Here is a 23082-nt window from a genome sequence, read left to right on the forward strand (position 1 = left end):
TGACCGGCCTGTCTGCTGAGGAATTTATCCCGAAATGGAAGAGCTGAACCACGCACTGTTTACTGCCATCAATGCCACACCGGCGTCACCCACCTGGTTGCTGCAACTGGCGACCTTTATTGCCAGAGATCTGATCGCCATTGTGCCGCTGTTAATCGTCGCGATGTGGCTCTGGGGACCGCGCGATCAGGTTTCTTCGCAGCGGGCGCTGGTACTGAAAACCGGTATGGCGCTGATCTATGCGCTGGCAATCTCCTGGTGTGTGGGTCATCTGCTGCCGCATCCCCGCCCTTTCGCCATTGGCTACGGTTATCAGTTCCTGCCTCACGCCGCCGATGACTCCTATCCCAGCGATCACGGCACAACAATATTCACCTTTGCTCTGGCATTTATTTTCTGGCATCGCCTCTGGTCAGGCGTGGTGCTGATGGTGGCGGGTTGCGCCATCGCCTGGTCGCGGGTCTACCTGGGCGTTCACTGGCCAATGGATATGCTGGGTGGATTCCTGGTGGGTCTGCTGAGTTGTCTGGCGTCACATCTGGCGTGGCAGTTCTACGGCGAGCGGATGCTGGCGGTGATCAACCCACTCTATCGGGCGCTGTTTGCCGTGCCGATTCGTAAGGGCTGGACGCAGAATTAAAATAAGTGGCTGCTCATATGCCTGAATCAGGATCTCACAGCAACGTATAAAATTAACGCGAAGGGAACACGGTCAGAAGAGGAAGCGTCCCGCGGCATGGATAAAAACGCCAGGCGTTTTTGAACAACGCAACGCGCTGGCCCGGCTACGGGCGCACCTCAGGGATGAGGTGCGTAATTGCGCGAGTCGGGTATGTCAGGGACTGACCTTAGCGTCTTTCCGATCTGACCGTGTTCCCTGAGCAGGCGCGATATGACCGCTATTTGAGAAGCATGAATCAACAACTCAGGGACACATCAGCGTCCCTGCTTACTTATGAAAACCACTTCCCGAACCAGCCGTTGAACTTCATCATCACAAAATCAATCATCCGGCTGAAGAAGCCGCCTTCCGGCACATCCTGCATCACCACCAGCGGCCGCTGCTCAATCGTCTTACCGTCTAACTGAAAGTCGATGGTGCCGACCACCTGATTCTTCTTCAGCGGGGCTTCGAGTTGTGGCGTAGTGAGTCTGAAACTCGCCTTCAGGTTCTTCATCTGCCCTTTCGGGATGGTCAGCGCGGCATCTTTCGCCACGCCCAGATTCACCTGGCTCTTATCACCAAACCAGACCCTCTGCTGCGCAAACGGCGCATCCGCTTTAATCGGCGTTACCGTTTCAAAGAAACGGAAGCCCCATGTCAGCAGCTTTTCACTTTCGCGGAAACGAATCGCGTCGCTGGCGGTGCCGAGCACCACCGAGATCAGGCGCATATCGCCCTCGGTCGCGGAAGCCACCAGGTTATTACCCGCGCCGGAGGTGTGACCGGTTTTGACGCCATCCACCTTAAGGTTGGTGCTCCACAACAGGCGGTTACGGTTAATCTGGCGAATATTGTTGAAGGTAAACTCTTTCTCTTTATTCAGTGCGTACTCTTCGGGCACATCGCGGATCAGCGCCTGGGCAATCAGCGCCATATCTCGGGCCGTGCTGTACTGGCCTTCTGCATCCAGACCATGCACCGTCATAAAGTGGGTATTTTGCAGTCCCAGCGCCTTCACATAGTTGTTCATCAGGCCGATAAAGGAATCCTGACTGCCCGCCACATAATCTGCCAGCGCAATACAGGCGTCATTGCCGGACTGGATCACAATCCCTTTGTTCAGCTCATGCACCGGAATGCGATCGCCCGGCTTGAGGAACATCAGCGAAGAGCCACGCAGCTTAGGATTACCGGTCGCCCAGGCATCCTGTCCCACCGTGACCAGGTCATCCGGTTTGATTTTGTCCGCTTTAATCGCCTGACCGACTACGTAGCTGGTCATCATCTTGGTCAGACTGGCAGGATCGAGACGCTGATCGGCGCTGGATTCGGTTAACACTTTACCGCTGGCGTAGTCGATCAGAATCCACGCTTTAGCATCAATGCCGGGCGCAGCGGGAGCCTGCTCAGCAAAAGCGCTAAGGGGGGCGATAATCAGTAATGAAGTGGCAACGAGGTGCCGCAGGCGAGATGTGAAGCAAGAGTTTGTCATGGGCTTGGCCGGATTGTCCTTGTTAAATCGAAATTCCAGGGGCAGAAAATTCTCACTCAAACGCTAACCGTTGACGGCAGTGAAAAAAACCGCCGAATCGTAAAGTTTTTTAGAGTTTAGTAGAGTAACCCTGGCATAAGGGCCGCGCGCGTGTCGCTTTTCCCCACGTCTGTCACTTTCAAAACTGCGTGAAATTCCGATTTTTCGCAGAAGCGTTAAGCCCGTCACAATTATCGGCTAACCTGAAAGCCAGTCAGCCGAGGAGACCACCCATGGACTTAGCCCTTTTTGATCTTGATGAAACACTGATTTGTGAAGACAGCACCAGCCTGTGGCTGCGCTGGCTGGTATCACAGGGATTTGCCCCCAGCGAACTGATTGATCAGGAACAGGCATTAATGAATCAGTATTATGCCGGTACGCTGTCGATTGAAGAGTATATGAATAAAACACTCTCCCCTCTGGCAGGCATGGCGACACTGACCGTTGAAGGCTGGGTGCGCCGCTTCATTCACCGTGACATCATGCCACGCGTTTATCCTGCAGCACGCGAGCGCATTGAGTGGCACCGGGCACGCGGCGACAGAGTGATGATCATCTCCGCCAGTGGCGAACATCTGGTGGTGCCGATTGCTGAGAAGCTGGGTGCCTGCGGCGCGCTGGCGATTGGCGTTGAGATCGTGGATGAGCGCTACAGCGGCAACACCTACGGTACCATGACCTACAAAGAGGGCAAAGTGACCCGCCTGGGTGACTGGAAAGCGCTGCAGCAGCAGGAGAACTTTAACCGTACCTGGGCCTACAGCGATTCCATGAACGACCTGCCACTGCTGAAGCAGGCCGATCATGCCCACGTTATCAATCCGGATGAACAGCTGCACCAGGAAGCGCTAAACCGCGGCTGGCAGGTTTATCACTGGGCGCGATAATCCAGAGCCTGTCCTGGCAGACATCGTTGTTTCAGTCAGTCGGGACACGAACTACGCGCAACAACCAGCACGTACGGATTACGTGCTGGTTGTGAGCACTGCTCTGGTCCAGACTGACAAATAAAATCGTCTGCCAGGTCTTGCTCTTAGCCGCGGGACGCGCCAGCGTCCTGCGCTAATCCCACTTTCAGCAGCTTACCATTGGCCTCATCGGTCAGCACATAGAGCCAGCCATCCGGTCCCTGCCGCACATCACGGATTCGCGCCATCTGATCGCCCAGCAGGCGCTGCTCTTCCACCACTTTTTCGCCGTTGAGACTCAGACGGATCAGGTTTTTCTCTTTCAGTGCCCCGATAAACACCGAATTCTTCCACTGCGGAAAACGGGCGCTATTATAAAATGCCATGCCACTGATGGCCGGCGAATCCTTCCAGTGATAAAGCGGCTGTTCGGTGCCTGCAGCATGGGTGCCCTTTGATTCCGGCACTTTATCGCCGTTGTAGTCAATGCCGTACGTCGCCAGCGGCCAGCCGTAGTTTTTGCCACGGCTCATGATATTCACTTCATCGCCACCGCGCGGGCCATGTTCATTTTCCCATATCGTGCCGGTCCAGGGATTAAGCGCCAGTCCCTGCGGATTACGCAGACCATAGGCCCAGATCTCTGGCCGCGCGCCGGGCTTTTTCACAAACGGATTATCGTCCGGCACGCTGCCATCGGCGTTGAGCCGCAGCAACTTGCCCTGCAGCTTATCGAGATCCTGGGCTGCGCTGCTGACAAAATTATCGCCGAACGCGATCCAGAGGTATCCCTGGGTATCAAACGCCAGCCGGGTGCCGATATTGTTGCCGCTGGAGAGCATCGGCGTCTGCCGGACTACCTCGCGGAAATCGCTGAGTTGCCGGTTATCCGGACTCAGCGTCCCGACACCCACGACGGCACCCGCTTTGCCGCTGCTGTTCGCCTCAGTGTAGCTGAGCCAGACGCGACGGCTGGTCGCAAAATCGGGTGCCAGCACCACGTCCAGCAGACCACTCTGCCGTTCTGCCCAGACCTTTGGTACACCCTGGATCGGCTGCGACAGGCCACTCTGCGGACTCCAGCTGCGCAGCGCTCCGCTACGCTCAGTAATCAGCAGCGTTTTGTTGTCGGGCAGGAAGGCAACAGACCATGGATGTTGTAACTTATCCTGCAGTACCTCGACCTTTACGTCGGCGGCAAACAGTGGTGAGGCGCAAAGCAGCGCGCCGCCGAGCACAAGAGCAGTCGAAAAACGGGACATAAGGTTCTCCTGACGGGATAGCGTGCCCTTAAGCGTAGTCATCCGCTGCGTGGTGAACCTGAGGATTTACAAAAGATTAAACAGGGCGACAAGGATGTGCCGCCCCGAAAGGTTATGGCGCGTTGAAACTGACCGTGTCATGAACCAGCGTATCAATACCCGGCTTCAGATCATCAAAGGTGACTGGCGTCGTGCTGTTACTGACCGTTTTGCCAACGGCTTTTCGCACGATCCAGATCAACGGTTTGCCGGTCACGGCATCGCTGGCTTCAATCTCCAGGAACAGTTCACTGTTCGGAAATCGGTGGACGGATGCCGCCATGGTGCTGGCGACGACTGCCGCGATCGGCACGACTTCGTAAAACTGTACGCTCTCGTTCTCTGCCGAGACGGCGGTGATCGCGGCACGCACTTTAAGAGTATGTGGCGAAGCCTGATTAACCAGCGGCAGACGGGTGGCAATCGCCCCTTTCAACTGAATATCGGTGTAACTGCGTATCTGATCCAGCGTCTGCTGACTGACACGAGCCGTAGGCCGGGCAGCCGGATAGAACACGACCGGTGTATAGAGCACATCCTGATACTGGCTGCTCTTATAGTCGGGAGAAATCCAGCGCAGAGTCGGTTCCCCGCTGGCTGACTCAGAGGGCTTCAGCTGGCTGTAATCCGCTAAGAAACCCGAATAGTGCTGCTTGTCTGCACCATGAGAAGTACATCCACTGAGCAACAGTGCGGAGACTGCCAGCAGAGCAGCAATGGACGGTATACGCATGATCAACTCGCTTGTGTCAGGAAGGTTTAAGCAAGCATAGATAAATCACGGGGAAAAGGCTGAAAATAAGCGGTGTTTTAAGGGGTTATCTGTGCGGAAGGTAGGAATATACCCGCTGCATAACGCAGCGGGTGAAAGCCATTACTCGAAGCAGGTATCAGGATTATCTGACAGGGTGATGAACTGCTTACCGCCCTGGGTCAGCGCCATGATGGTGCCGCTTTCGATATCGTAAACCCAGCCATGCAGACGCAGCTTACCGTTACGCAGGGCAACGGAGACCGACGGATGAGTCTTCATGTTGTTCAGCTGAGCGATAACGTTCTCTTTGACCATCTCGTTCAGTTTCTTCTCTGGTGAGTCATACTCACGCTGCTCGACGACCGCCTTTGCTGCATCGGCATAGCGCAGCCAGTGCTCAACTGCAGGCATGGTATCCATGCAGGCACAGGAAGCGATGGCGTTCATGGCACCGCAGTTGGAGTGACCGCAGATGATGATGTCTGAGACGCCCAGCGCGACCACAGCATATTCGATCGTAGCGGAGACACCGCCCGGCTCCGGGCCAAATGAGGGAACGATGTTGCCCGCATTGCGGATAACGAACAGCTCTCCTGGCTCCTGCTGCGTCACCAGTTCAGGCACCAGACGGCTGTCTGAACAGGAGATAAACAGCGCTTTCGGATTTTGATTTGACGCCAGGCTTTTGAAAAGATCCTTCCTTTCAGGAAACACATTCTGCTGGAAATTCAGAAATCCGTTGATGATCTCTTTCATTATTTAGCTCTCACATTATCCATTTCATTACCTGAGGGGCATAGCCCCCTCAGTGGGGTTTGCTGGTTTATTATTAATGAAAACAAGTGAATATCAACCCGCGTTTTTCAGACAACCCTGAAGCGCTGGCATCGTCAGCGTTTCGCTTATTCACCATCCAGCGTTCCTGGAGCCGATTTCTTTTTACAGCACGGGAAGTTACTGGAAAAGGCAGAGGGCGATCCACCCACTTTTTTTGTCTGCGTCCTGAACCGGCTTTTACGCGTTTTTTCACTACTTTACGTCGCAGTTTGACCGAAACCAAAGATTTCTGTTTTGCATCTGGCCTTTCAGGGCAGGAAAAGGGGAGCAGGATAACGCCCGGAGAATGAGCCGGGCGGGTTCAGGCAATGATGTCAGCCACGGTGGAGGTGGCCGGGGGAGGAGATTTAGCGCTTAACCATACTGCTGCTGATGCGCCTTCTTGCGTCGCAGGTAGTCCTCGTCTTCACGTAGTTTGTCCCAGTAACCCTTGAAAATGGCCGCTGCAGCAGCCTTTTCCTCGTTGACGCCACGCGGCAGCTCCTTGCCATCCGCGTCATATTTGCGCCCGCCTTTGTGGTTGCTGTAACGACGCGCTCGGGTGTATCCCATCTGGATAAATTTGCGCGCCATATCCATGCCGACAAAATCGTCCTGACGCCGGTAATCCTCAAACAGCGCCATGATTTTTTCAGCCGACTCTTCAGCAATGGGGACGGTGCGAAAACGCCAGTGCGGCAGAATTTCGCCTTTATAAGGCTCGACCATCAGCACACCCTGCTCACCTCGCCCGACCTGATAAAGCTCGGGATGCTGGCGGAAGTCGATCGTGCTGAAGTCCTGATCATAATCGAAAGGTTTCATCTCTTTAGTTTAGGATCAAGTGCGTCACGTAGCCCGTCGCCGAGCAAATTAAATGCCAGAACCGTGAAGAAAATCGCCAGGCTGGGAAAAATCGCCACGTGCGGGGCAATCACCATGTCGGCCCGCGCCTCATTCAGCATGGCGCCCCACTCCGGCGTTGGCGGCTGGGCGCCCAGCCCGAGAAACGACAGACTGGCGGCAGTGATAATGGAAGTCCCTACCCGCATAGTGAAATAGACCACAATCGGCGATACCGTGCCGGGCAGAATATGCCGCATCAGGATTGTCCAGTCAGACGCGCCGATGCTGCGTGCCGACTCAATATAGGTCTGATGCTTCAGCACCAGCGTGTTACCGCGTACCAGTCGGGCAAAGGCCGGGATACTGAAGATAGCGACTGCCACAATCACGTTGCTCATGCCGCTGCCCATAATGGCCACCACCGCAATCGCCAGCAGAATGCCGGGAAAGGCAAACAGCACATCACAGATGCGCATGGTGATACGGTCCCACCAGCCTTCGTAATACCCGGCCAGCAGACCAAACAGCGTGCCAATCACTGCGCCAATGACCACCGAGAAAAAGCCGGCAATGAGAGAGATACGCGTGCCGACCAGCACGCGGCTGAAGATATCGCGCCCCAGCGAATCGACGCCAAAGAAATGCATCAGCGACGGCCCGTCGTTGAGCCGGTCATAATCGAAGTAGTTCTCGGCGTCGAACGGCGCAATCCATGGGGCGATCACTGCCAGTACAATCAGTATCAGCACAAACACCCCGGCCAGCAGCGCCACCGGCTGACGCCGGAAGCGTCGCCAGAACTCACGCCACGGCGTACGCACCCGGTTCTCCGCTATCAGCGGCATCGTTTTCAGGGCCGCTTCACGTCGCCAGTTTTTCATCGCGACTCCTTGAAACGAATAGCGGGGTTAATCACCGCATAGAGCATGTCGACAAACAGATTGATCAGAATAAACTCCAGTGAAAACAGCAGTACTTCGGCCTGAATAACCGGATAGTCGCGCATCGCCACGGAGTCGACCAGCAGACGCCCCAGGCCCGGCCAGTTAAACACCACCTCGACCACAATTGAGCCACCCAGCAGAAAACCAAACTGCAGCCCCATCATCGTGACCACCGGGATCATCGCGTTGCGCAGGCCATGTTTCACCACCACCAGCGACTCGCGTACCCCTTTGGCCCGGGCGGTACGCATGTAATCTTCCTGCATCACCTCCACGAACGAGGCGCGGGTAAAGCGCGCCATGACTGCCGCGACCGCTGCACCTAAGGTGATGGAGGGCAGAATGTAATGCTTCCAGCTCTCAGCCCCGACGGTGGGCAGCCAGCCCAGCTCAACCGAGAAGACCTGCATCAGCAGCATCCCCAGCGCAAAGGCGGGAAACGAAATGCCCGACACCGCCAGCGTCATGCCGAGCCTGTCGGGCCAGCGGTTACGCCAGACAGCCGAAACGATACCGATGGTCATGCCAAAAATCACCGCCCAGATCATGCTGGCCAGTGTCAGCCACAGAGTCGGCATAAAGCGCGAGGCGATCTCATCCGCAACCGGGCGTTTGGAAACCATCGACTGACCAAAATCACCCTGCAACGCATTCAGCATAAAGTGCCAGAACTGCTGTGGCAGCGGCAGATCGAGACCCAGTTCCTGACGCACCAGCGCCACCACCGAGGCATCCGCTTCCGGCCCGGCGATCAGGCGTGCCGGGTCGCCCGGCAGCAGGTGAACAAACAGGAATACCAGCACCGCCACGATCAGGAGCGTGGGGATCAGCCCAAACAGTCGTTTGAGAAAGTAGTTAAACATGCAACATCCTGCAGTTGCGGCCAGCCACGCGGGCTGGCCGGCTCCGTTACTTCAGCGTGGCCTCATCAAAATTGAATGAGGTATCGGGCATCACATAAAAACCAGTCAGGTTTTTGCTGTTGGCAGAAACCAGTTGCTCAACCACCAGCGGGATCCAGGGATGGTCCTGCCAGATGGTGTCCTGCGCCTCTTTGTAGAGACGCGCTTTTTCAGCACGGTCAGTGGTTTTCAGCGCATCGGCCAGATCTTTATCGACCTTCGGATTGCTGTAAAACGCGGTGTTGAAGATTGCCGGTGGCCAGGCAGCGGTGGCAAACAGTGGCGTCAGCGCCCAGTCGGCCTCACCGGTTGAGGCAGACCAGCCAGTATAGAACATACGCACGCCGCTCTCTTTCTGGCCTTTACCTTCGACTTCAGCAGCACGCTGACCCGCATCCATCGCCGTAACTTTTACCTTCACGCCAATCTGCGCCAGCTGCTGCTGCGTGAACTGCAGCACCTTCTGCGCGGTGCTGTGGTTGTGCGACGACCAGAGCGTGGTTTCAAATCCGTTCGGGTAGCCCGCCTCTTTCAGCAGCGCTTTGGCTTTAGCGGGATCGTAGCTGATAGCCGGATAGGTCTGCGCAAAGTCGATAGCGGGCGGCACGATGCCGGTCGCAGGCGTGGCGTAACCGGCGAAGGCCACCTTCGCCAGCGCCTGACGGTTGATGGCATATTCCAGCGCTTCACGCACCTTCGGATTGTCGAACGGCTTCTGCGTCACGTTAAGGCTGATGTAACGCTGCATAATCGAAGGCGTGGTTACCACATTGAGCTTGCTGTTCTTCTCCAGCAGTTTTGCCTGCTCATAAGGCACCGGGAACGCAAGGTTCGCTTCGCCGGTCTGCAGCATGGCCGCGCGGGTATTGTTATCCACTACCGGTCGCCAGGTAATGCTATCCAGCTTCGGATAGCCCGGTTTCCAGTAGCCGTCCCACTTCTTCACCTTCACAAAGTCGGTCTGATTCCAGGTTTCAAACACAAACGGACCGGTTCCCACCGGATGGAAACCGATCTCTTTGCCATATTTTTTCAGCGCGGCAGGCGAAATCATCGCCGCCGCCGGATGGGCCAGGATGTTGATAAAGGCGGAGAACGGCTCTTTCAGCGTGACTTTCACCGTAGTTGGATCCACCACTTCGGTGCTGGCGATATGTTTAAACAGGTTGTAGCGCTTGAGATGGTTATCCGGGTTGCTGGCACGATCGAGGTTGACCTTTACCGCGTCCGCATTGAAGTCCGTGCCATCCTGGAATTTAACCCCGGAACGCAGCTTGATGGTGTAGGTCAGGCCGTCGGCGCTGGCCTGATAGCTCTCCGCCAGCACATTGGTGAGCTTCATCTCTTTATCAAAGCCAAACAGCCCCTGATAGAACGATTTCGCGACCGCCTGCGACAGCGTGTCGTTGGCGTCATAGGGATCGAGCGTGGTGAAGTTGGACGCGACGGCAATCACCGCATCCTGTGCTGCCCAGGCGGGCAATGCCATTGCGCTGCTTAACACGCCAGCCGCCAGTAACCCTTTACGCATCGTACTCTGCATTTTGTTCTCCTGTAATCCCTGTTGGGTTGGTCGCCGGGGCGACATCGTCACTGTTCAGGTCGCGCTGATAACGTGGCGGGCGACGAAATGGCCCGGAGCCACCTCTATCAGCGGTGCCACTTCAGGTTCATCCCCTAACGCATGAATCGGGCTGGGGATCTCATCGACCAGTAAGGCGCGTTCACGAGGCCGGTGTGCCGGATCGGCTACCGGCACCGCGGCCATGAGTTTTCGGGTATAGGGGTGTTGCGGCTGTTCAAACACTGCCTGACGCGGCCCTATCTCAACAATCTGACCGAGATACATTACCGCCACGCGGTGGCTGATACGCTCCACCACCGCCATATCGTGAGAAATAAACAGAAAGGCGATGCCAAACTCGCGCTGCAGGTCGAGCATAAGATTAATAATCTGCGCCTGAATCGACACATCCAGCGCGGAGACAGACTCATCGGCGATGACCACCTTCGGATTCAGCGCCAGCGCGCGGGCAATACAGATGCGCTGGCGCTGCCCGCCGGAAAATTCATGTGGATAGCGCTGAGCATGCTCCGGCAGCAGACCGACTTTATCCAGCAGCCAGGCAACGCGCTGCTCCGCCTCGCGCCGCGGCATCGCCTTGTGAACCAGCAGCGGCTCCATAATCGAGAAGCCGACCGTCAGCCGGGGATCCAGCGAGGCGTAGGGATCCTGGAAGATAAACTGAATGTCGCGTCGCAGATGGGCGAGCGCAGCACCTGAGAGATGGTCGATGCGCTGTCCGTCAAAGGTCAGCGTGCCGCCCTGGCTGGCAACCAGCTTCAGTAGCGAGCGTCCGGTGGTCGATTTACCACAGCCCGACTCCCCCACCAGCGCCAAAGTCTCTCCGGCATAGAGATCAAAACTCACTTTTTCGACAGCATGGACCCGGCTTTTGACGCGATTCAGCAGGCCGCCGCGAATATCGAAGCGGGTGACCAGATCGCGCACCTGCAGAATGGGTGGCTGCAGGCGGCGTACCGTATCCTGCGGCACGTCATCAACCGCATCGCTATTCAGAAGCGAAAATTTGGCCGGCAGCGGCTGGCCCTGCATCGAGCCGAGTCTGGGCACCGCGGCCAGCAGCGCCTGGGTGTAGGGCTGCTGCGGTGCGCTGAACAGTTCGGCGACGGGCGCATTCTCCACCACATCGCCGCGATACATGACCTGAACGCGATCGGCCATTTCAGCGACCACGCCCATATCGTGCGTGATAAAAATCACCCCCATCTGCATCTCTTTTTGCAGCACGCGGATGAGTTGCAGAATCTGCGCCTGAATAGTGACGTCAAGTGCGGTGGTCGGCTCATCGGCAATCAGCAGCGCCGGTTTGCAGCAGAGCGCCATCGCAATCATCACGCGCTGACGCATTCCGCCTGAGAGCTGATGCGGAAAACGAGACAGGACATTGTGCGCATCGGGAATGCGTACCAGATCAAGCATCCGGCGCGCCTCTGCCAGTGCCGCTGCGTGGCTCAGCCCCTGATGAAGACGGATGGATTCAGCAATCTGCTCGCCCACGGAGAAGACCGGATTCAGCGAGGTCATTGGCTCCTGAAAGATCATTGCCATATCCGCGCCGCGCACCCGACGCATCTGACTTTTTGAGGCGCGCATCAGATCCAGCACCTCGCCGTTGCGACGACGTAATTGCACCTCGCCGCTCACCCTGCCGCCAGCCTGCTCAATCAGTCGCATCAGCGCCAGCGAGGTGACCGATTTTCCTGAACCTGACTCGCCTACCAGCGCCAGCGTTTCGCCGCGAAACAGATCGAGTGACAAATGACGCACCGCGTCTGTGACGGTGGCTTCGTGCTGAAAACGCACACTGAGATCGCGCACCGCCAGCACCTGATCAGGGGCCAGCGGCGGTAGCGTTTGCCTGTCGCTCATTTCTGCATCCTTAACTTTCGCGATAGATAGCGACGTCAGCCGCCTCGCCGACCCGCGCAACGCCCCGGTACATACCTTCGCTGTTGAACGGCAGCGCCACGTTGCCTGCGCGATCGACGGCGATTAAGCCGCCACTGCCGCCCAGTTCCAGCACGCTGTCATGAATGACGTTAACACTCGCCTGCTGCAACGAGCGTCCGGCGTAGCGCATCTGCGCGGCCACATCGTAGGCCGCCAGCGTCCGCATAAAGACTTCACCGGTGCCGGTACAGGAGACCGCCACGCTGTCGTTGCTGGCATAGCAGCCCGCGCCCGGCAGCGGCGAGTCGCCGACGCGTCCGGCCTGCTTATTGGTCATCCCGCCGGTTGACGTGGCCGCAGCGAGGTTGCCCGCCAGATCCAGCGCGACCGCCCCGACCGTGCCGAACTTACGGTCCGGGTCGAGCGGGTCGTCACTGAGTGCAGCACCATCATGGTCCAGCACCGCGGTATCGCTGTTGAGCGCGCGCTGTAACTGTTCCCAGCGTTCCGGCGTAGAGAAGAAATCAGGCTCGACCGTTTCCAGCCCCTGCGCCACGGCAAACTGCTCTGCGCCTTCCCCGATAAACAGCACATGCTCGCTTTTTTCCAGCACGGCACGTGCCGCCAGGACCGGATTACGTAATCGCGTTACGCCTGCGACCGCGCCCACTTCCAGCGAACGGCCATCCATGATGCAGGCATCGAGTTCATGGGTGCCCTGATGGGTGAAGACCGCGCCTTTGCCCGCGTTAAACAGCGGACACTCTTCCAGCAGTCGCACCGCCTCGGTCACTGCATCGAGTGCACTGCCGCCCTGCGCCAGTATCTGCTGACCCTGTGTGACAATATCGTGGAGCGCCTGACGGTAGCGTTGTTCCTTTTCAGCGCTCATTGCTGCGCGCGAAATCGCACCTGCGCCGCCGTGAATGGCGATCACTGCATTGACCATAACGCTCTACCCTGTGATTGCATCAGGACGAAAAACACTGATTTAAAATGGTTTTCACCCATTTTTGGTGATTTTTGACTATAGAAAGCCTGCTAAGTGTTGTAAAGCGGAAACTGTTCCTGTGGTTATAACCTTTTCTTACCGTCATATTTCACTTTGGTCGCAATGACCGGCAGGTCAGGCCGACGCCGATGTGACTCAGCGACCAAATCCCACCATAATAGGCAGCATCTGACATAACCAGGCTGGACTGTTCATGGAAAGTTTTACTGCAGGTTTGATCTCCCTTGAGGAGGCACAACAAAAAATGCTGTCACAGCTGACGCCCGTCACCGACTCGCTGAGTGTGCCGCTGGCCGAGGCGGTCGGGCGCATCACCGCAACCGCAGTCACCTCACCGATTGCCGTGCCGCCCTTTGATAACTCCGCGATGGATGGCTACGCCGTCAGGCTGGCCGATGTCAGCAACGGACAGCCGCTGCCGGTGGCGGGTAAAGCCTTTGCCGGCGCGCCGTTCAGCGGTGAATGGCCGCAGGGCAGCGTGATTCGCATCATGACCGGTGCGCCGGTGCCCACTGGCTGTGAAGCGGTAGTGATGCAGGAGCAGACCGAAACGCAGTGCGAGGAGATTGTGATTACCGCGCCGGTGCGTCAGGGACAGAATATCCGCCTGACCGGTGATGATATTCAGCCGGGCCATGTGGTGCTGGAAGCGGGTACGCGTCTGGGTGCCGCCGAGCTGCCGCTGCTCGCCTCGCTGGGTATCGCTCAGGTCAGCGTACTGCGAAAACTGCGGGTCGCTATCTTCTCAACCGGTGATGAACTCCAGCCAGTTGGTGAGCCGCTGGCAGACGGCCAGATTTATGACACCAACCGCTTTGCGGTCTCGCTGATGCTGCATAAGCTGGGTTGCGAAGTCATCGACCTTGGCATCATCAAAGATGATCCGTCCGCACTGCGTGCTGCTTTCACCGAGGCCGATCGGCAGGCGGATGTCGTGATTACTACCGGCGGCGTCTCGGTGGGCGAAGCGGACTTCACCAAAACGATGCTGGAAGAGCTTGGTGCCATCAGCTTCTGGAAGCTGGCGATCAAGCCGGGCAAGCCATTTGCCTTTGGCCGCCTTAACAGCAGCTGGTTCTGCGGCCTGCCGGGCAATCCGGTCTCCGCCGCCGTCACTTTCTATCAACTGGTGCAGCCGCTGCTTGCCACCCTCACCGGCCAGCAAAAATCAGCATTGCCGCCACGTCAGAAAGTGCGCTGCGCCTCGCGGCTGAAAAAGTCACCAGGCCGGCTCGATTTCCAGCGCGGCATCCTGCGACAGAACGCCCAGGGTGAACTGGAGGTAGAGACCACCGGGATGCAGGGCTCACACGTCTTCAGCTCTTTTGCCCAGGCGAACTGCTTTATTGTGCTGGAACGGGAACGCGGCAACGTGGAACCGGGCGAATGGGTCGAGGTGGAACCGTTCAACGCCCTGCTGGAGGCGTAAATGCTGCCTGAATTAAGTGATGAGGAGATGCTGCGCTACAACCGGCAGATCGTCCTGCGCGGCTTTGATTTTGACGGTCAGGAGCGGCTGAAAGCCAGTCGCGCGCTGGTCGTCGGGCTGGGCGGGCTGGGCTGCGCGGCTGCGCCCTACCTGGCTTCTGCCGGCGTCGGCAGCCTGACGCTGCTCGACTTCGATACCGTGTCGCACTCTAACCTGCAGCGGCAGATCCTGCACCATGACGCGGATATTGGCCGCGCCAAAGTGGACTCAGCCGCACACAGCCTGGCCGCCATCAATCCGCACTGCCAGTTGCATCCGGTCAACGGACAGCTTGACGATGCGGCGCTGCTGGCGCTGATCGCCCAACAGCAGGTGGTGCTGGACTGCACCGATAATGTCGCGGTGCGTGAGCAGCTTAACAGGCTCTGTCGACAGCAGCGGATACCACTGGTCTCCGGCGCTGCGATTCGGATGGAAGGTCAGATCAGCGTATTTAACTGGCAGCCCGGCACGCCCTGTTATCGCTGCATCAGCCGCCTGTTTGGCGAACAGACCCTGAGTTGCGTGGAAGCGGGTGTCATGGCTCCGCTGGTTGGCGTGATGGGTGCGATGCAGGCGATGGAAGCGATTAAAGTGCTGACGGCATTTGGCACGCCCGCCACCAGCCGGTTGCTGATGTACGATGCGATGAGCGCGGAGTTCCGCAGCATGAAGGTGGCGCAGGATGCGCACTGTGAAGTGTGTGGTGGAGGGGCTTAACCCTCTGCGGACATCCTTTTACAGACAGCTCAAAACTCAAGACGTATGCTCCTTGAGCCCTCACAGCTTTGCAGTGTTACCTGCTTAGGGAACATGGTCAGATCGGAAAGTCGCTTAAACCCTCCCAGGCGCTCGTCCCGCGCCATCCAGGGCGCGGGACGCTTTCCTCCTCTGACCATGTTCCCTGCGCCTTGAGCACATGCGTTGCTGCCAGATAATCCCTGAGCCTATGCTGAACGACAGAACCAGCCAAACCACCGGCATCAAAAATAACAAAACCAATCATCAGCACCAAAAAAAACGGGGTGGCCTGCGCCACCCCGTTTTTATCAGACGATACCCTGACTACGCAGGTAATCTTCGTAATTACCGGTGAAGTCCACCACCTTGTCTGCTTTCAACTCAATCACACGGGTTGCCAGCGAGCTGACAAATTCGCGGTCATGCGAAACAAACACCAGTGTGCCTTCATACATCTCCAGCGCCATATTGAGCGATTCAATCGACTCCATATCAAGGTGGTTGGTCGGCTCATCCATAATCAGGATGTTCGGTTTTTCCATCATCAGCTTACCGAACAGCATACGTCCCTTCTCACCACCGGAAAGGACTTTGGCTGGCTTCTTAATATCATCCTGCGAAAACAGCAGACGACCGAGAATACCGCGAATGGTCTGCTCATCATCGCCCGGCTGTTTCCACTGACTCATCCAGTCAAATACCGTCAGGTCATTGGCAAAATCATCGGCGTGATCCTGAGCGTAATAACCAATACGCGCATTCTCTGACCATTTAACCGTGCCATTATCAGGCGTAAGCTGACCCACCAGCGATTTCAACAGCGTCGATTTACCAATACCATTGGCACCAATTACCGCCAGCTTCTCACCCACTTCCAGCAGCAGATTTAAATTCTTAAACAGCGGACCGTTATCAAAACCTTTCGTTAAACCTTCCACTTCCAGCGCATTACGGAACAGTTTCTTGTCCTGCTCAAAGCGGATAAACGGGTTCTGGCGACTGGAAGCTTTCACTTCATCCAGTTTAATTTTATCCATCTGCTTAGCACGTGAAGTCGCCTGACGTGATTTAGAGGCGTTGGCGCTAAAACGACTGACGAATGATTGTAAGTCAGCAATCTGCGCTTTCTTCTTGGCATTATCAGATAACAGACGTTCACGTGCCTGCGTTGCCGCGGTCATATATTCGTCATAATTACCGGAATAAACCCGCAGCTCGCCATAATCCAAATCGGCCATGTGGGTGCAAACCATATTCAGGAAGTGACGGTCATGCGAAATGATAATCATGGTGCTGTCACGCTCGTTCAGAACCTGTTCCAGCCAGCGAATCGTATCAATGTCCAGGTTGTTCGTCGGTTCGTCGAGTAACAAAATATCCGGATTAGAAAACAGCGCCTGCGCCAGTAGTACACGTAATTTAAAGCCAGGGGCGATTTCACTCATCGGGCCATAATGCTGCTCAACCGGAATGCCGACACCGAGTAATAATTCACCGGCACGCGACTCGGCGCTATAGCCATCCATCTCACCGTAAAGCGCTTCAAGATCGCCGACTTTATACCCCTCTTCTTCGCTCATTTCTGGCAAAGAATAAATGCGGTCGCGCTCCTGCTTTACTTCCCATAATTCATGGTGACCCATGATAACGGTGTCCAGCACGCTGAATTGTTCAAAGGCGAACTGATCCTGACGCAACTTACCAATGCGCTCGTTGGGATCGTAAGAGACGTTGCCGCCTGAAGGCACCAGATCGCCACCCAAAATCTTCATGAAGGTGGATTTTCCGCTGCCGTTCGCACCGATTAAACCGTAACGATTACCGCCGCCAAATTTAACGGAGATATTTTCGAACAGTGGCTTGCTGCCAAACTGCATGGTGATATTGCTGCTAACTAACACGGCATTGACCTTTGTGAAGAGAATGGATGAAAAAACGGCGGCTATTATGCCAGATGTGACGCAGCGCACGCCAGCGTCAGGCGTGGATTCCTGGCGGGGTGATTGATATCCCGACAGAAATAAAAAAGCCGGAGGACCATAATGGCCCCCCGGCTCCCACTTACAAGGATTGTGTTGATCAATCGATCAGGAAACTGTCCAGGCTTTTACCGGAATCCAGCGCTTTTTTAATCGCTGCCGGGGTGCGGCCCTGACCTGTCCATGATTTCTGCTCACCGTTTTCGTCGGTGTAAGAATATTTAGCCGGACGCGGCGCACGCTTGGTACGTTTTTTTCCGCTTTCCAGCGCACCTAATAATTCATTAGGATCGATGCCGTCAGCCAGCAGCATTTCGCGATATTTAGACAGCTTTTCTTCTTTTTCGCGATTCTGCGTCTCTTCCGCTTCTGCTTCTTCGCGGCGCTCAGTAACAACAACGGTTAATTTTTCCAGGATCTCTTCAAGATCGGTCAGTGGCAGTTCACGAGCCTGGGCACGTAATGTGCGAATATTGTTCAGTACTTTAAATGCGTCACTCATCACAATGTCCTTGTTTAAGGGGGGTTAATAAAACTGTAGCGCCAAGATTACCTAATTCAAATAAAAAAATAAATTATTTTTACGCCCCAGATAATTCTTAAGTATTAATTCAGACAAAACAGCACTATTAAAATCGGCAGTGCCTGACGTTTTATTAACGCTGAATTAACAACAAATCGTGCTCAGGTTGCATTGTTGAAAACGATTTCAGAGGCTTTATAGCGAAAGCTGGCAGTTTATCTTATCCACTAAAGTGGGTTTTCATAGCATCATTATTTACGGTTGCGCACCTGGCAATAGCTGATTAAAAACGTGCTCTGAACGCGATCTCAGTCACACCAGCTTACAGATTATGTTTAAAAATCCCCCTCCGGGCCGTTAAAGAGCCCAAAATAATTACCGCCCTGATGAATTTTTAATATTGCCCGTTGCCATCTGTTAACTTTTTTTTGCCGCTGCGATTTGCAGCAGAGTCAGATTATTCGCAGTTCCCTCAGCTACGCAATAACAGTTCTGGCTGAAGCAGGCGGAGGAATAGTTGCACCCGGCTTACGAGCCTGGTCATGAGGCAACTTAAAAAATCCGTCCGGAGAATAAACTCAGAAAGGTGATGGAGTTCAAAAAGCTGACTCAGAATAGACCAGCAACATAAAAATAACGTCGCTTCGCGGCTGCTGATAATAACCCTGTGCTTATCACGCGTTTATTTTCTGCTGCCAGTGTCGGGAACAGAGGCGGTGAGATACCTGGTTATTCAACAGGTTAGATAATTATCAATAGCCGTGAGAGGCTGTCAGCATCTGATGCAATGCTGACAGGAAGAACGATTAAGGGCGGTTACTGCACAGAGGCAGCGACCGCCAGAGGGCTAATTTGCCTGGGTTGCGGGGCCAAATACCGGATATTGCGGCATCTCAACGTTCTGATAGGTTTCCCAGCCGCCGCCCAGCGCTTTATAGAGGGCGACTAAATCGAGCGCACTCTGCATCCGCGCCTGTGTCGCCTGCTCCTGCGCCTGTGCCAGCTGACGCTGTGCATCCAGCACCTCGAGGAAGGTTGAAAGCCCCTGCCGGTAACTGTCGCTGGCGAGATCAAAGGCGCGCTGAAGGGCACCGGTCGTTTCATCCAGCGCGGTAACACGCTGCTGATCGGCGCGATAGCTGACCAGCGCATTCTCCACATCCTGCAACGCCGTCAGCACCGTCTGACGATAATCCAGCGCGGCGCTGGCCTGCTGTGCCCGGGCGAGTTTGACGCTCGACACCAGCTGTCCACCCTGGAAGATCGGAATCGACAGCGACGGACCATAACTGTAGAAATGGCTGCTCCAGTTATCCAGATAGCTGACGTCGGTATTGCGCACGCCCAGCTGACCCGTCAGTGACAGGCTTGGGAAAAGCTGCGCCACTGACACGCCAATCTCTGCGGTTTGAGCATGAAGCGTCGCTTCAGCCTGACGAATATCAGGACGACGACGTGCCAGCGTGGAGGGAATACCCACCGGGACAAACTGCGGTAGCGTCGGTAACGCTTTTGGCGTACTGAGTTCAGCATCCAGCGCACCCGGCGTTTTACCAAGCAGCACCGCCAGCCCATTCATCGCCTGTCGCGCCTGAGACTGATACTGCGGCAGTTGGGCCTGCAGCGTACTGAGCTGGGCTCGGGCATTTTCCACATCGGTCAGCGGAGCCAGACCATTCCGCTGCTGGCTCTGCGTCAGCTCTGTAGTCTGCTGCGCCACCTCAATCTGCTGCTGCAGCGTCTGAATGGTGCTCTGCGCGCCACGCAGCTGCAGCCAGGCTCGCGCCACTTCGGCTTCCAGTGAGACCAGCGCATCGTTGCGCTGCTCTATCGCGGCCTGCTGCTGGGCATTGGCGGCCTCAACCTGACGGCGCACTTTGCCCCACAGGTCCAGCTCCCAGCTGGCATCGAAGCTGCCCTGATAGAGGTTAACCGGCTGGGTCAATCCATTGAGCTGGCTGGCCACGTTGCTGTCGAGCTGATCGGTTGCGCCATTGGATTTCAGCAAGCCTTCCAGCCCGAGCTGCTGACGCGTCACTTTGGCTGAACCTCCCAGGGTGGGGAACAGACTGCCCTGCGCCTGCGTCAGCTGTTCACGTGCACCGGCAATGCGCAGCACCGTCTGCTGCAGGCTCAGGTTGCCCGCAATTGCCCGCTCAATCAGACTGTCGAGCTGCGGATCATTGAAGCTGCGCCACCAGCGTGAATTAATCGCGGCATTTTGTGGCTTTGACGCCTCCTGCGAATCCAGGGTGTTGTAACCACCCGGCACGGCAGGTTTCGGCGCCTGATAGTCAGGTCCGACGGCACAGCCCGCCAGTCCGAAGGCCAGCAGTAAACTCAGGGGTTTCAGGCGATGAGAGAAATAAACCTTCATGTTAGTGTGCTCCTGCACTGCCTTCGCTCTTAATCGGCGACAGCAGCCAACAAAATGGAATCAAAATCAGGGCGACAATACTCAGGCCTGAGAAGACATCGATGTAAGCGAGGATACGCGACTGCGCAATCATCTCCTGATAGAGCTGACCGGTTGCCAGCGTGACGGGATCGCCCACCGCCGAGGTAAAGTCACGTATCGCCTGTGCCCAGTGCTGAAGCGTAATGTTGAACGGCTCATTCAGCGGCGTCATGTTATGCACCATGTGCGCTGACCGTACCTGTTCGCGCTCGGTAATGGCCGCGGTCGAGAGTGAAATCCCAATCGATCCGGCCACGTTACGGAACATGGTAAAGAGCGCCGAGGCGTCAGCATTAAGCCGCTGCGGAATGGTGACAAAGGCGATAGTCGTCAGCGGGACAAACAGGAAACCCAGCCCGATCGACTGCGCGCTGCGCATCAACACCAGCGTTTTAAAATCGACATTGGGTGTTAAAGTCGAGGAGTAGAGAAACGCCACGGCCAGACAGCTGAAGCCAAAGGCGATGATGTAGCGCGTCTGAACGATCGGCATCAGTTTCAGCACCAGCGGAATCGTCAGCACGATTAGTACCGCGCCAGGCGACAACACCAGACCTGACCAGGTGGCGGTGTACCCCAGATCCTGCTGCGCCAGCTGTGGTAACACTACGGAACTGCCATAGAGAATCATCGCCATCCCCGCCATCAACAGCCCGGCGACCCAGAAGTTGCGGTCTTTCATCACCAGAATATCGACCACTGGCTTACGGGCATACATCAGCCAGTAGATGGCCCCGACGATGCCAATCAGCGCCAGAATGGCGAACAGCACGATAAAGTGCGAGGCAAACCAGTCCTCATCCTCTCCGCGATCCAGCATCACCTGCAGACAACCCAGTCCTAAGGTAATCAGGCTGATGCCGATATAGTCGATCTTTAGCTTACCTTTGGCCCACTTACGCTCCCATGGTGGATCTTCCAGCAGCTGATAGATCGCCAGCACGGTAAGCACGCCGACCGGAATGTTGATAAAGAAGACCCAGCGCCAGCTGTAGTTGTCGGTAATCCAGCCACCTAATGTCGGGCCAATCACCGGCGCGACAATAATGGCAATAGAAGAGAGTCCAAATGCCTTGCCGCGATCTTCTGCCTTGAAGTAGTCCAGCAGCACAGACTGCTGAACCGGCTGCAATCCCCCACCAAAAAAGCCCTGCAGCACGCGGAACAGAATGATTTGCCACAGTTCGGTAGCGATGCCGCACAGGAAAGAGCAGATGGTAAACATCACGATGCAGATCAGGAAAAACTGTTTACGGCCAAACAGCCGGCTGAAGAACGCAGAGATAGGCAGCACAATGCCGTTCGCCACCAGATAGGAGGTCAGCACCCAGGTTGACTCATCGTAACTGGAGGAGAGCGAACCGGCGATATGCGGCAGCGCCACGTTAACAATGGTGGTGTCGAGGATCTCCATAAACACTGCCAGCGTGACCGTGATCGCCACTAACCACGGATTACTGGCGGGTTTCCAGCTCTGCGCCGTACTCATTCCACCGTTACCTTCGGTTCAACCGAGAGACCCAGCGGCAGCGGATGGTTTGGATCAAGTCCCTTATCGACCACGATTTTCACCGGCACGCGCTGAACGATTTTCACATAGTTGCCGGTGGCGTTCTCTGACGGGAAGGTTGAGAAGCGCGAACCAGAGCCCATCTGAATACTGTCGACATGCCCTTCCAGCTTCATATCCGGCCAGGCATCGACGCTGATTTCCACTTTGTCGCCCGGATTCATACGTTGCAGCTGAGACTCTTTGAAATTCGCCGTGACCCAGATCTCAGGTGAGACCAGCGAGAACAATGAGGAACCGGCCTGCACCAGGGTGCCCAGCTGAACGTTACGCTTGGTGATAAACCCGTCATAAGGCGCACGAACCTGGGTATAGGAGAGATTCAGATCGGCCGTGCTTAACTGTGCTTTCGCCTGCTCAACCTGTTGCTGACGCGCTTCAACATTGGTCTCCTGCTGACGAATCTGCAGGGCAACCTGTGACGCCACTTCAACCTGTGCTTTCGCACTTTGTAACTGCGCCTGCGCCGAACGTAACTGCGCGGACGCGCTGTCGATATTACGCTGACTGGTTGCACGCGGATCAACGCCACGCTGGCGACGATAATCCGCCTGCGCATTCAGCAGGTTCGCTTCAGCCTTAGCCTGGTCCGCCAGCGCCTGATCGCGCTGTGCCGGATACTGTACTTTTGACAGCGCCAGCTGTGCCTGCGCCTGATGCAGCTGTGCGACCGCTAAACCGAGCTGCGCATTAGCCTGTTCGCGCTGAGCACGATTGTCGCTGGGATCGATTTCCACCAGCAGATCGCCCTTCTTCACCCGCTGGTTATCTTTTACCAGCAGCTTCACGACATAGCCGGACGCTTTAGGCGCAATGGTAACGGCATCGCCTTCGGTAAAGGCATCATCGGTGGTTTCAATGTTGCGGGTAGAGAACCAGAACCAGAAGCCGACAATCAGCATAATCACCACCACCACCGCCAGAATAATCAGCGGCTTTTTACCGGGGCGTTTGCGCTCAGGCTGCTGGTCGTTGTCCTGATTTTCCTCTGGCTGACGGCTTTTATCCGTCGCGTTTTCTGCGTCCTGCTGGTGTTGATCGCGTTGATTATTCTCGCTCATAGTTCCCATCACTGGCTAAGGCCCTGATTCCGGGCATAAAGGTCCTGTTAACCTTATCTCGGAAATTGACAAAATCCAGTGCAACTTTACGAAACTTGAGGAATGGCGCACATCCTGCCACTTGAT

The 23082-nt window shown here is 56.0% G+C and carries 21 protein-coding genes; 5 read left to right on the forward strand and 16 right to left on the reverse strand.

Annotated elements, in window-relative coordinates; all coding sequences use genetic code 11:
- The first annotated feature begins 34 nt into the window (after nt 1-34).
- Nucleotides 35-640, forward strand: coding sequence for an undecaprenyl-diphosphate phosphatase (ybjG, locus tag K6R05_RS12790; RefSeq protein ID WP_161734284.1), 606 nt, complete (start codon nt 35-37; stop codon nt 638-640).
- 313 nt (nt 641-953) lie between these two features.
- On the opposite strand, the gene K6R05_RS12795 is transcribed toward ybjG, so the two are convergent.
- Nucleotides 954-2156, reverse strand: a complete 1203-nt coding sequence (locus K6R05_RS12795; protein WP_222924283.1) for a serine hydrolase — start codon at nt 2154-2156, stop codon at nt 954-956.
- A 272-nt stretch (nt 2157-2428) separates the two neighbouring features.
- Between K6R05_RS12795 and K6R05_RS12800 the strand changes: the two genes are divergently transcribed.
- Complete coding sequence (locus K6R05_RS12800) at nt 2429-3085, forward strand: HAD family hydrolase (protein WP_161734288.1); 657 nt, start codon at nt 2429-2431, stop codon at nt 3083-3085.
- Nucleotides 3086-3231: 146 nt separating this feature from the next.
- On the opposite strand, the gene K6R05_RS12805 is transcribed toward K6R05_RS12800, so the two are convergent.
- The 3 genes from K6R05_RS12805 to K6R05_RS12815 all read right to left on the reverse strand — a co-directional run bounded on the left by K6R05_RS12805 (nt 3232) and on the right by K6R05_RS12815 (nt 5917).
- Nucleotides 3232-4368 carry a PQQ-dependent sugar dehydrogenase gene (locus tag K6R05_RS12805; RefSeq protein ID WP_222924284.1) on the reverse strand — a complete coding sequence of 379 codons (1137 nt, stop codon included), beginning with the start codon at nt 4366-4368 and terminating at the stop codon, nt 3232-3234.
- A 112-nt stretch (nt 4369-4480) separates the two neighbouring features.
- Nucleotides 4481-5140, reverse strand: a complete 660-nt coding sequence (locus tag K6R05_RS12810; RefSeq protein ID WP_222924285.1) for a DUF3313 domain-containing protein — start codon at nt 5138-5140, stop codon at nt 4481-4483.
- A gap of 141 nt (nt 5141-5281) precedes the next feature.
- Complete coding sequence (locus tag K6R05_RS12815) at nt 5282-5917, reverse strand: carbonic anhydrase (RefSeq protein WP_128085280.1); 636 nt, start codon at nt 5915-5917, stop codon at nt 5282-5284.
- An 86-nt stretch (nt 5918-6003) separates the two neighbouring features.
- On the opposite strand from K6R05_RS12815, the gene K6R05_RS12820 reads away from it, so the two are divergent.
- Nucleotides 6004-6288: a hypothetical protein gene (locus K6R05_RS12820; protein ID WP_161734294.1), complete on the forward strand. Its 285-nt coding sequence runs from the start codon at nt 6004-6006 to the stop codon at nt 6286-6288.
- 64 nt (nt 6289-6352) lie between these two features.
- Here the strand turns inward: K6R05_RS12820 and K6R05_RS12825 are convergent, their stop codons facing one another.
- From K6R05_RS12825 to K6R05_RS12850, 6 genes are read right to left on the reverse strand one after another with little or no spacing between them, the layout of a single operon-like run.
- A complete protein-coding gene (locus K6R05_RS12825; protein WP_095707465.1) occupies nt 6353-6802 on the reverse strand; it encodes a DUF4385 domain-containing protein in 450 nt (149 codons plus the stop codon).
- Entirely contained in the window at nt 6799-7704 is a 906-nt protein-coding gene (gsiD, locus tag K6R05_RS12830) for a glutathione ABC transporter permease GsiD (RefSeq protein WP_222924286.1), read from the reverse strand. Before gsiD ends, K6R05_RS12825 begins: the two co-directional genes overlap by 4 nt.
- Nucleotides 7701-8630 carry a glutathione ABC transporter permease GsiC gene (gene gsiC, locus K6R05_RS12835; protein ID WP_013357265.1) on the reverse strand — a complete coding sequence of 310 codons (930 nt, stop codon included), beginning with the start codon at nt 8628-8630 and terminating at the stop codon, nt 7701-7703. Before gsiC ends, gsiD begins: the two co-directional genes overlap by 4 nt.
- 46 nt (nt 8631-8676) lie before the next feature.
- Nucleotides 8677-10212, reverse strand: a complete 1536-nt coding sequence (gsiB, locus tag K6R05_RS12840; protein ID WP_222924287.1) for a glutathione ABC transporter substrate-binding protein GsiB — start codon at nt 10210-10212, stop codon at nt 8677-8679.
- A gap of 54 nt (nt 10213-10266) precedes the next feature.
- On the reverse strand, nt 10267-12123 hold the full coding sequence (locus K6R05_RS12845) for a dipeptide ABC transporter ATP-binding protein (protein ID WP_222924288.1): 1857 nt from the start codon (nt 12121-12123) through the stop codon (nt 10267-10269).
- Between the two features lie 10 nt (nt 12124-12133).
- On the reverse strand, nt 12134-13093 hold the full coding sequence (locus K6R05_RS12850; protein WP_222924289.1) for an isoaspartyl peptidase/L-asparaginase family protein: 960 nt from the start codon (nt 13091-13093) through the stop codon (nt 12134-12136).
- A 256-nt stretch (nt 13094-13349) separates the two neighbouring features.
- Between K6R05_RS12850 and moeA the strand changes: the two genes are divergently transcribed.
- A complete protein-coding gene (moeA, locus tag K6R05_RS12855; RefSeq protein WP_262390871.1) occupies nt 13350-14585 on the forward strand; it encodes a molybdopterin molybdotransferase MoeA in 1236 nt (411 codons plus the stop codon).
- On the forward strand, nt 14586-15344 hold the full coding sequence (gene moeB / locus K6R05_RS12860; protein WP_222924290.1) for a molybdopterin-synthase adenylyltransferase MoeB: 759 nt from the start codon (nt 14586-14588) through the stop codon (nt 15342-15344). It abuts the gene before it with no gap.
- A gap of 97 nt (nt 15345-15441) precedes the next feature.
- On the opposite strand, the gene K6R05_RS12865 is transcribed toward moeB, so the two are convergent.
- The 6 genes from K6R05_RS12865 to K6R05_RS12890 all read right to left on the reverse strand — a co-directional run bounded on the left by K6R05_RS12865 (nt 15442) and on the right by K6R05_RS12890 (nt 22956).
- A complete protein-coding gene (locus K6R05_RS12865) occupies nt 15442-15663 on the reverse strand; it encodes a hypothetical protein (protein ID WP_222924291.1) in 222 nt (73 codons plus the stop codon).
- Nucleotides 15664-15673: 10 nt separating this feature from the next.
- On the reverse strand, nt 15674-17266 hold the full coding sequence (locus K6R05_RS12870) for an ABC-F family ATPase (protein ID WP_033782451.1): 1593 nt from the start codon (nt 17264-17266) through the stop codon (nt 15674-15676).
- 178 nt (nt 17267-17444) lie between these two features.
- A complete protein-coding gene (locus tag K6R05_RS12875; protein ID WP_003850507.1) occupies nt 17445-17846 on the reverse strand; it encodes an H-NS family histone-like protein in 402 nt (133 codons plus the stop codon).
- A gap of 868 nt (nt 17847-18714) precedes the next feature.
- Nucleotides 18715-20244, reverse strand: a complete 1530-nt coding sequence (locus K6R05_RS12880; RefSeq protein ID WP_222924292.1) for an efflux transporter outer membrane subunit — start codon at nt 20242-20244, stop codon at nt 18715-18717.
- 1 nt (nt 20245) lies between these two features.
- Complete coding sequence (locus tag K6R05_RS12885; RefSeq protein WP_161736767.1) at nt 20246-21814, reverse strand: DHA2 family efflux MFS transporter permease subunit; 1569 nt, start codon at nt 21812-21814, stop codon at nt 20246-20248.
- On the reverse strand, nt 21811-22956 hold the full coding sequence (locus K6R05_RS12890) for an HlyD family secretion protein (RefSeq protein ID WP_161736766.1): 1146 nt from the start codon (nt 22954-22956) through the stop codon (nt 21811-21813). Before K6R05_RS12890 ends, K6R05_RS12885 begins: the two co-directional genes overlap by 4 nt.
- Nucleotides 22957-23082: the final 126 nt, after the last annotated feature.

Origin of the sequence: Pantoea alfalfae (assembly GCF_019880205.1) — a bacterium.
In the GTDB taxonomy this organism is placed as follows: domain Bacteria; phylum Pseudomonadota; class Gammaproteobacteria; order Enterobacterales; family Enterobacteriaceae; genus Pantoea; species Pantoea alfalfae.

Coding starts and splice junctions, on each gene's coding strand:
- K6R05_RS12810 (WP_222924285.1), bottom strand. CDS start 5,140: ATGCGTATACCGTCCATTGCTGCTCTGCTGGCAGTCTCCGCACTGTTG.
- moeB (WP_222924290.1), top strand. CDS start 14,586: ATGCTGCCTGAATTAAGTGATGAGGAGATGCTGCGCTACAACCGGCAG.
- moeA (WP_262390871.1), top strand. CDS start 13,350: ATGGAAAGTTTTACTGCAGGTTTGATCTCCCTTGAGGAGGCACAACAA.
- K6R05_RS12880 (WP_222924292.1), bottom strand. CDS start 20,244: ATGAAGGTTTATTTCTCTCATCGCCTGAAACCCCTGAGTTTACTGCTG.
- K6R05_RS12890 (WP_161736766.1), bottom strand. CDS start 22,956: ATGAGCGAGAATAATCAACGCGATCAACACCAGCAGGACGCAGAAAAC.
- K6R05_RS12815 (WP_128085280.1), bottom strand. CDS start 5,917: ATGAAAGAGATCATCAACGGATTTCTGAATTTCCAGCAGAATGTGTTT.
- gsiB (WP_222924287.1), bottom strand. CDS start 10,212: ATGCAGAGTACGATGCGTAAAGGGTTACTGGCGGCTGGCGTGTTAAGC.
- K6R05_RS12850 (WP_222924289.1), bottom strand. CDS start 13,093: ATGGTCAATGCAGTGATCGCCATTCACGGCGGCGCAGGTGCGATTTCG.
- ybjG (WP_161734284.1), top strand. CDS start 35: ATGGAAGAGCTGAACCACGCACTGTTTACTGCCATCAATGCCACACCG.
- gsiC (WP_013357265.1), bottom strand. CDS start 8,630: ATGTTTAACTACTTTCTCAAACGACTGTTTGGGCTGATCCCCACGCTC.
- K6R05_RS12805 (WP_222924284.1), bottom strand. CDS start 4,368: ATGTCCCGTTTTTCGACTGCTCTTGTGCTCGGCGGCGCGCTGCTTTGC.
- K6R05_RS12825 (WP_095707465.1), bottom strand. CDS start 6,802: ATGAAACCTTTCGATTATGATCAGGACTTCAGCACGATCGACTTCCGC.
- gsiD (WP_222924286.1), bottom strand. CDS start 7,704: ATGAAAAACTGGCGACGTGAAGCGGCCCTGAAAACGATGCCGCTGATA.
- K6R05_RS12845 (WP_222924288.1), bottom strand. CDS start 12,123: ATGAGCGACAGGCAAACGCTACCGCCGCTGGCCCCTGATCAGGTGCTG.
- K6R05_RS12800 (WP_161734288.1), top strand. CDS start 2,429: ATGGACTTAGCCCTTTTTGATCTTGATGAAACACTGATTTGTGAAGAC.
- K6R05_RS12875 (WP_003850507.1), bottom strand. CDS start 17,846: ATGAGTGACGCATTTAAAGTACTGAACAATATTCGCACATTACGTGCC.
- K6R05_RS12795 (WP_222924283.1), bottom strand. CDS start 2,156: ATGACAAACTCTTGCTTCACATCTCGCCTGCGGCACCTCGTTGCCACT.
- K6R05_RS12885 (WP_161736767.1), bottom strand. CDS start 21,814: ATGAGTACGGCGCAGAGCTGGAAACCCGCCAGTAATCCGTGGTTAGTG.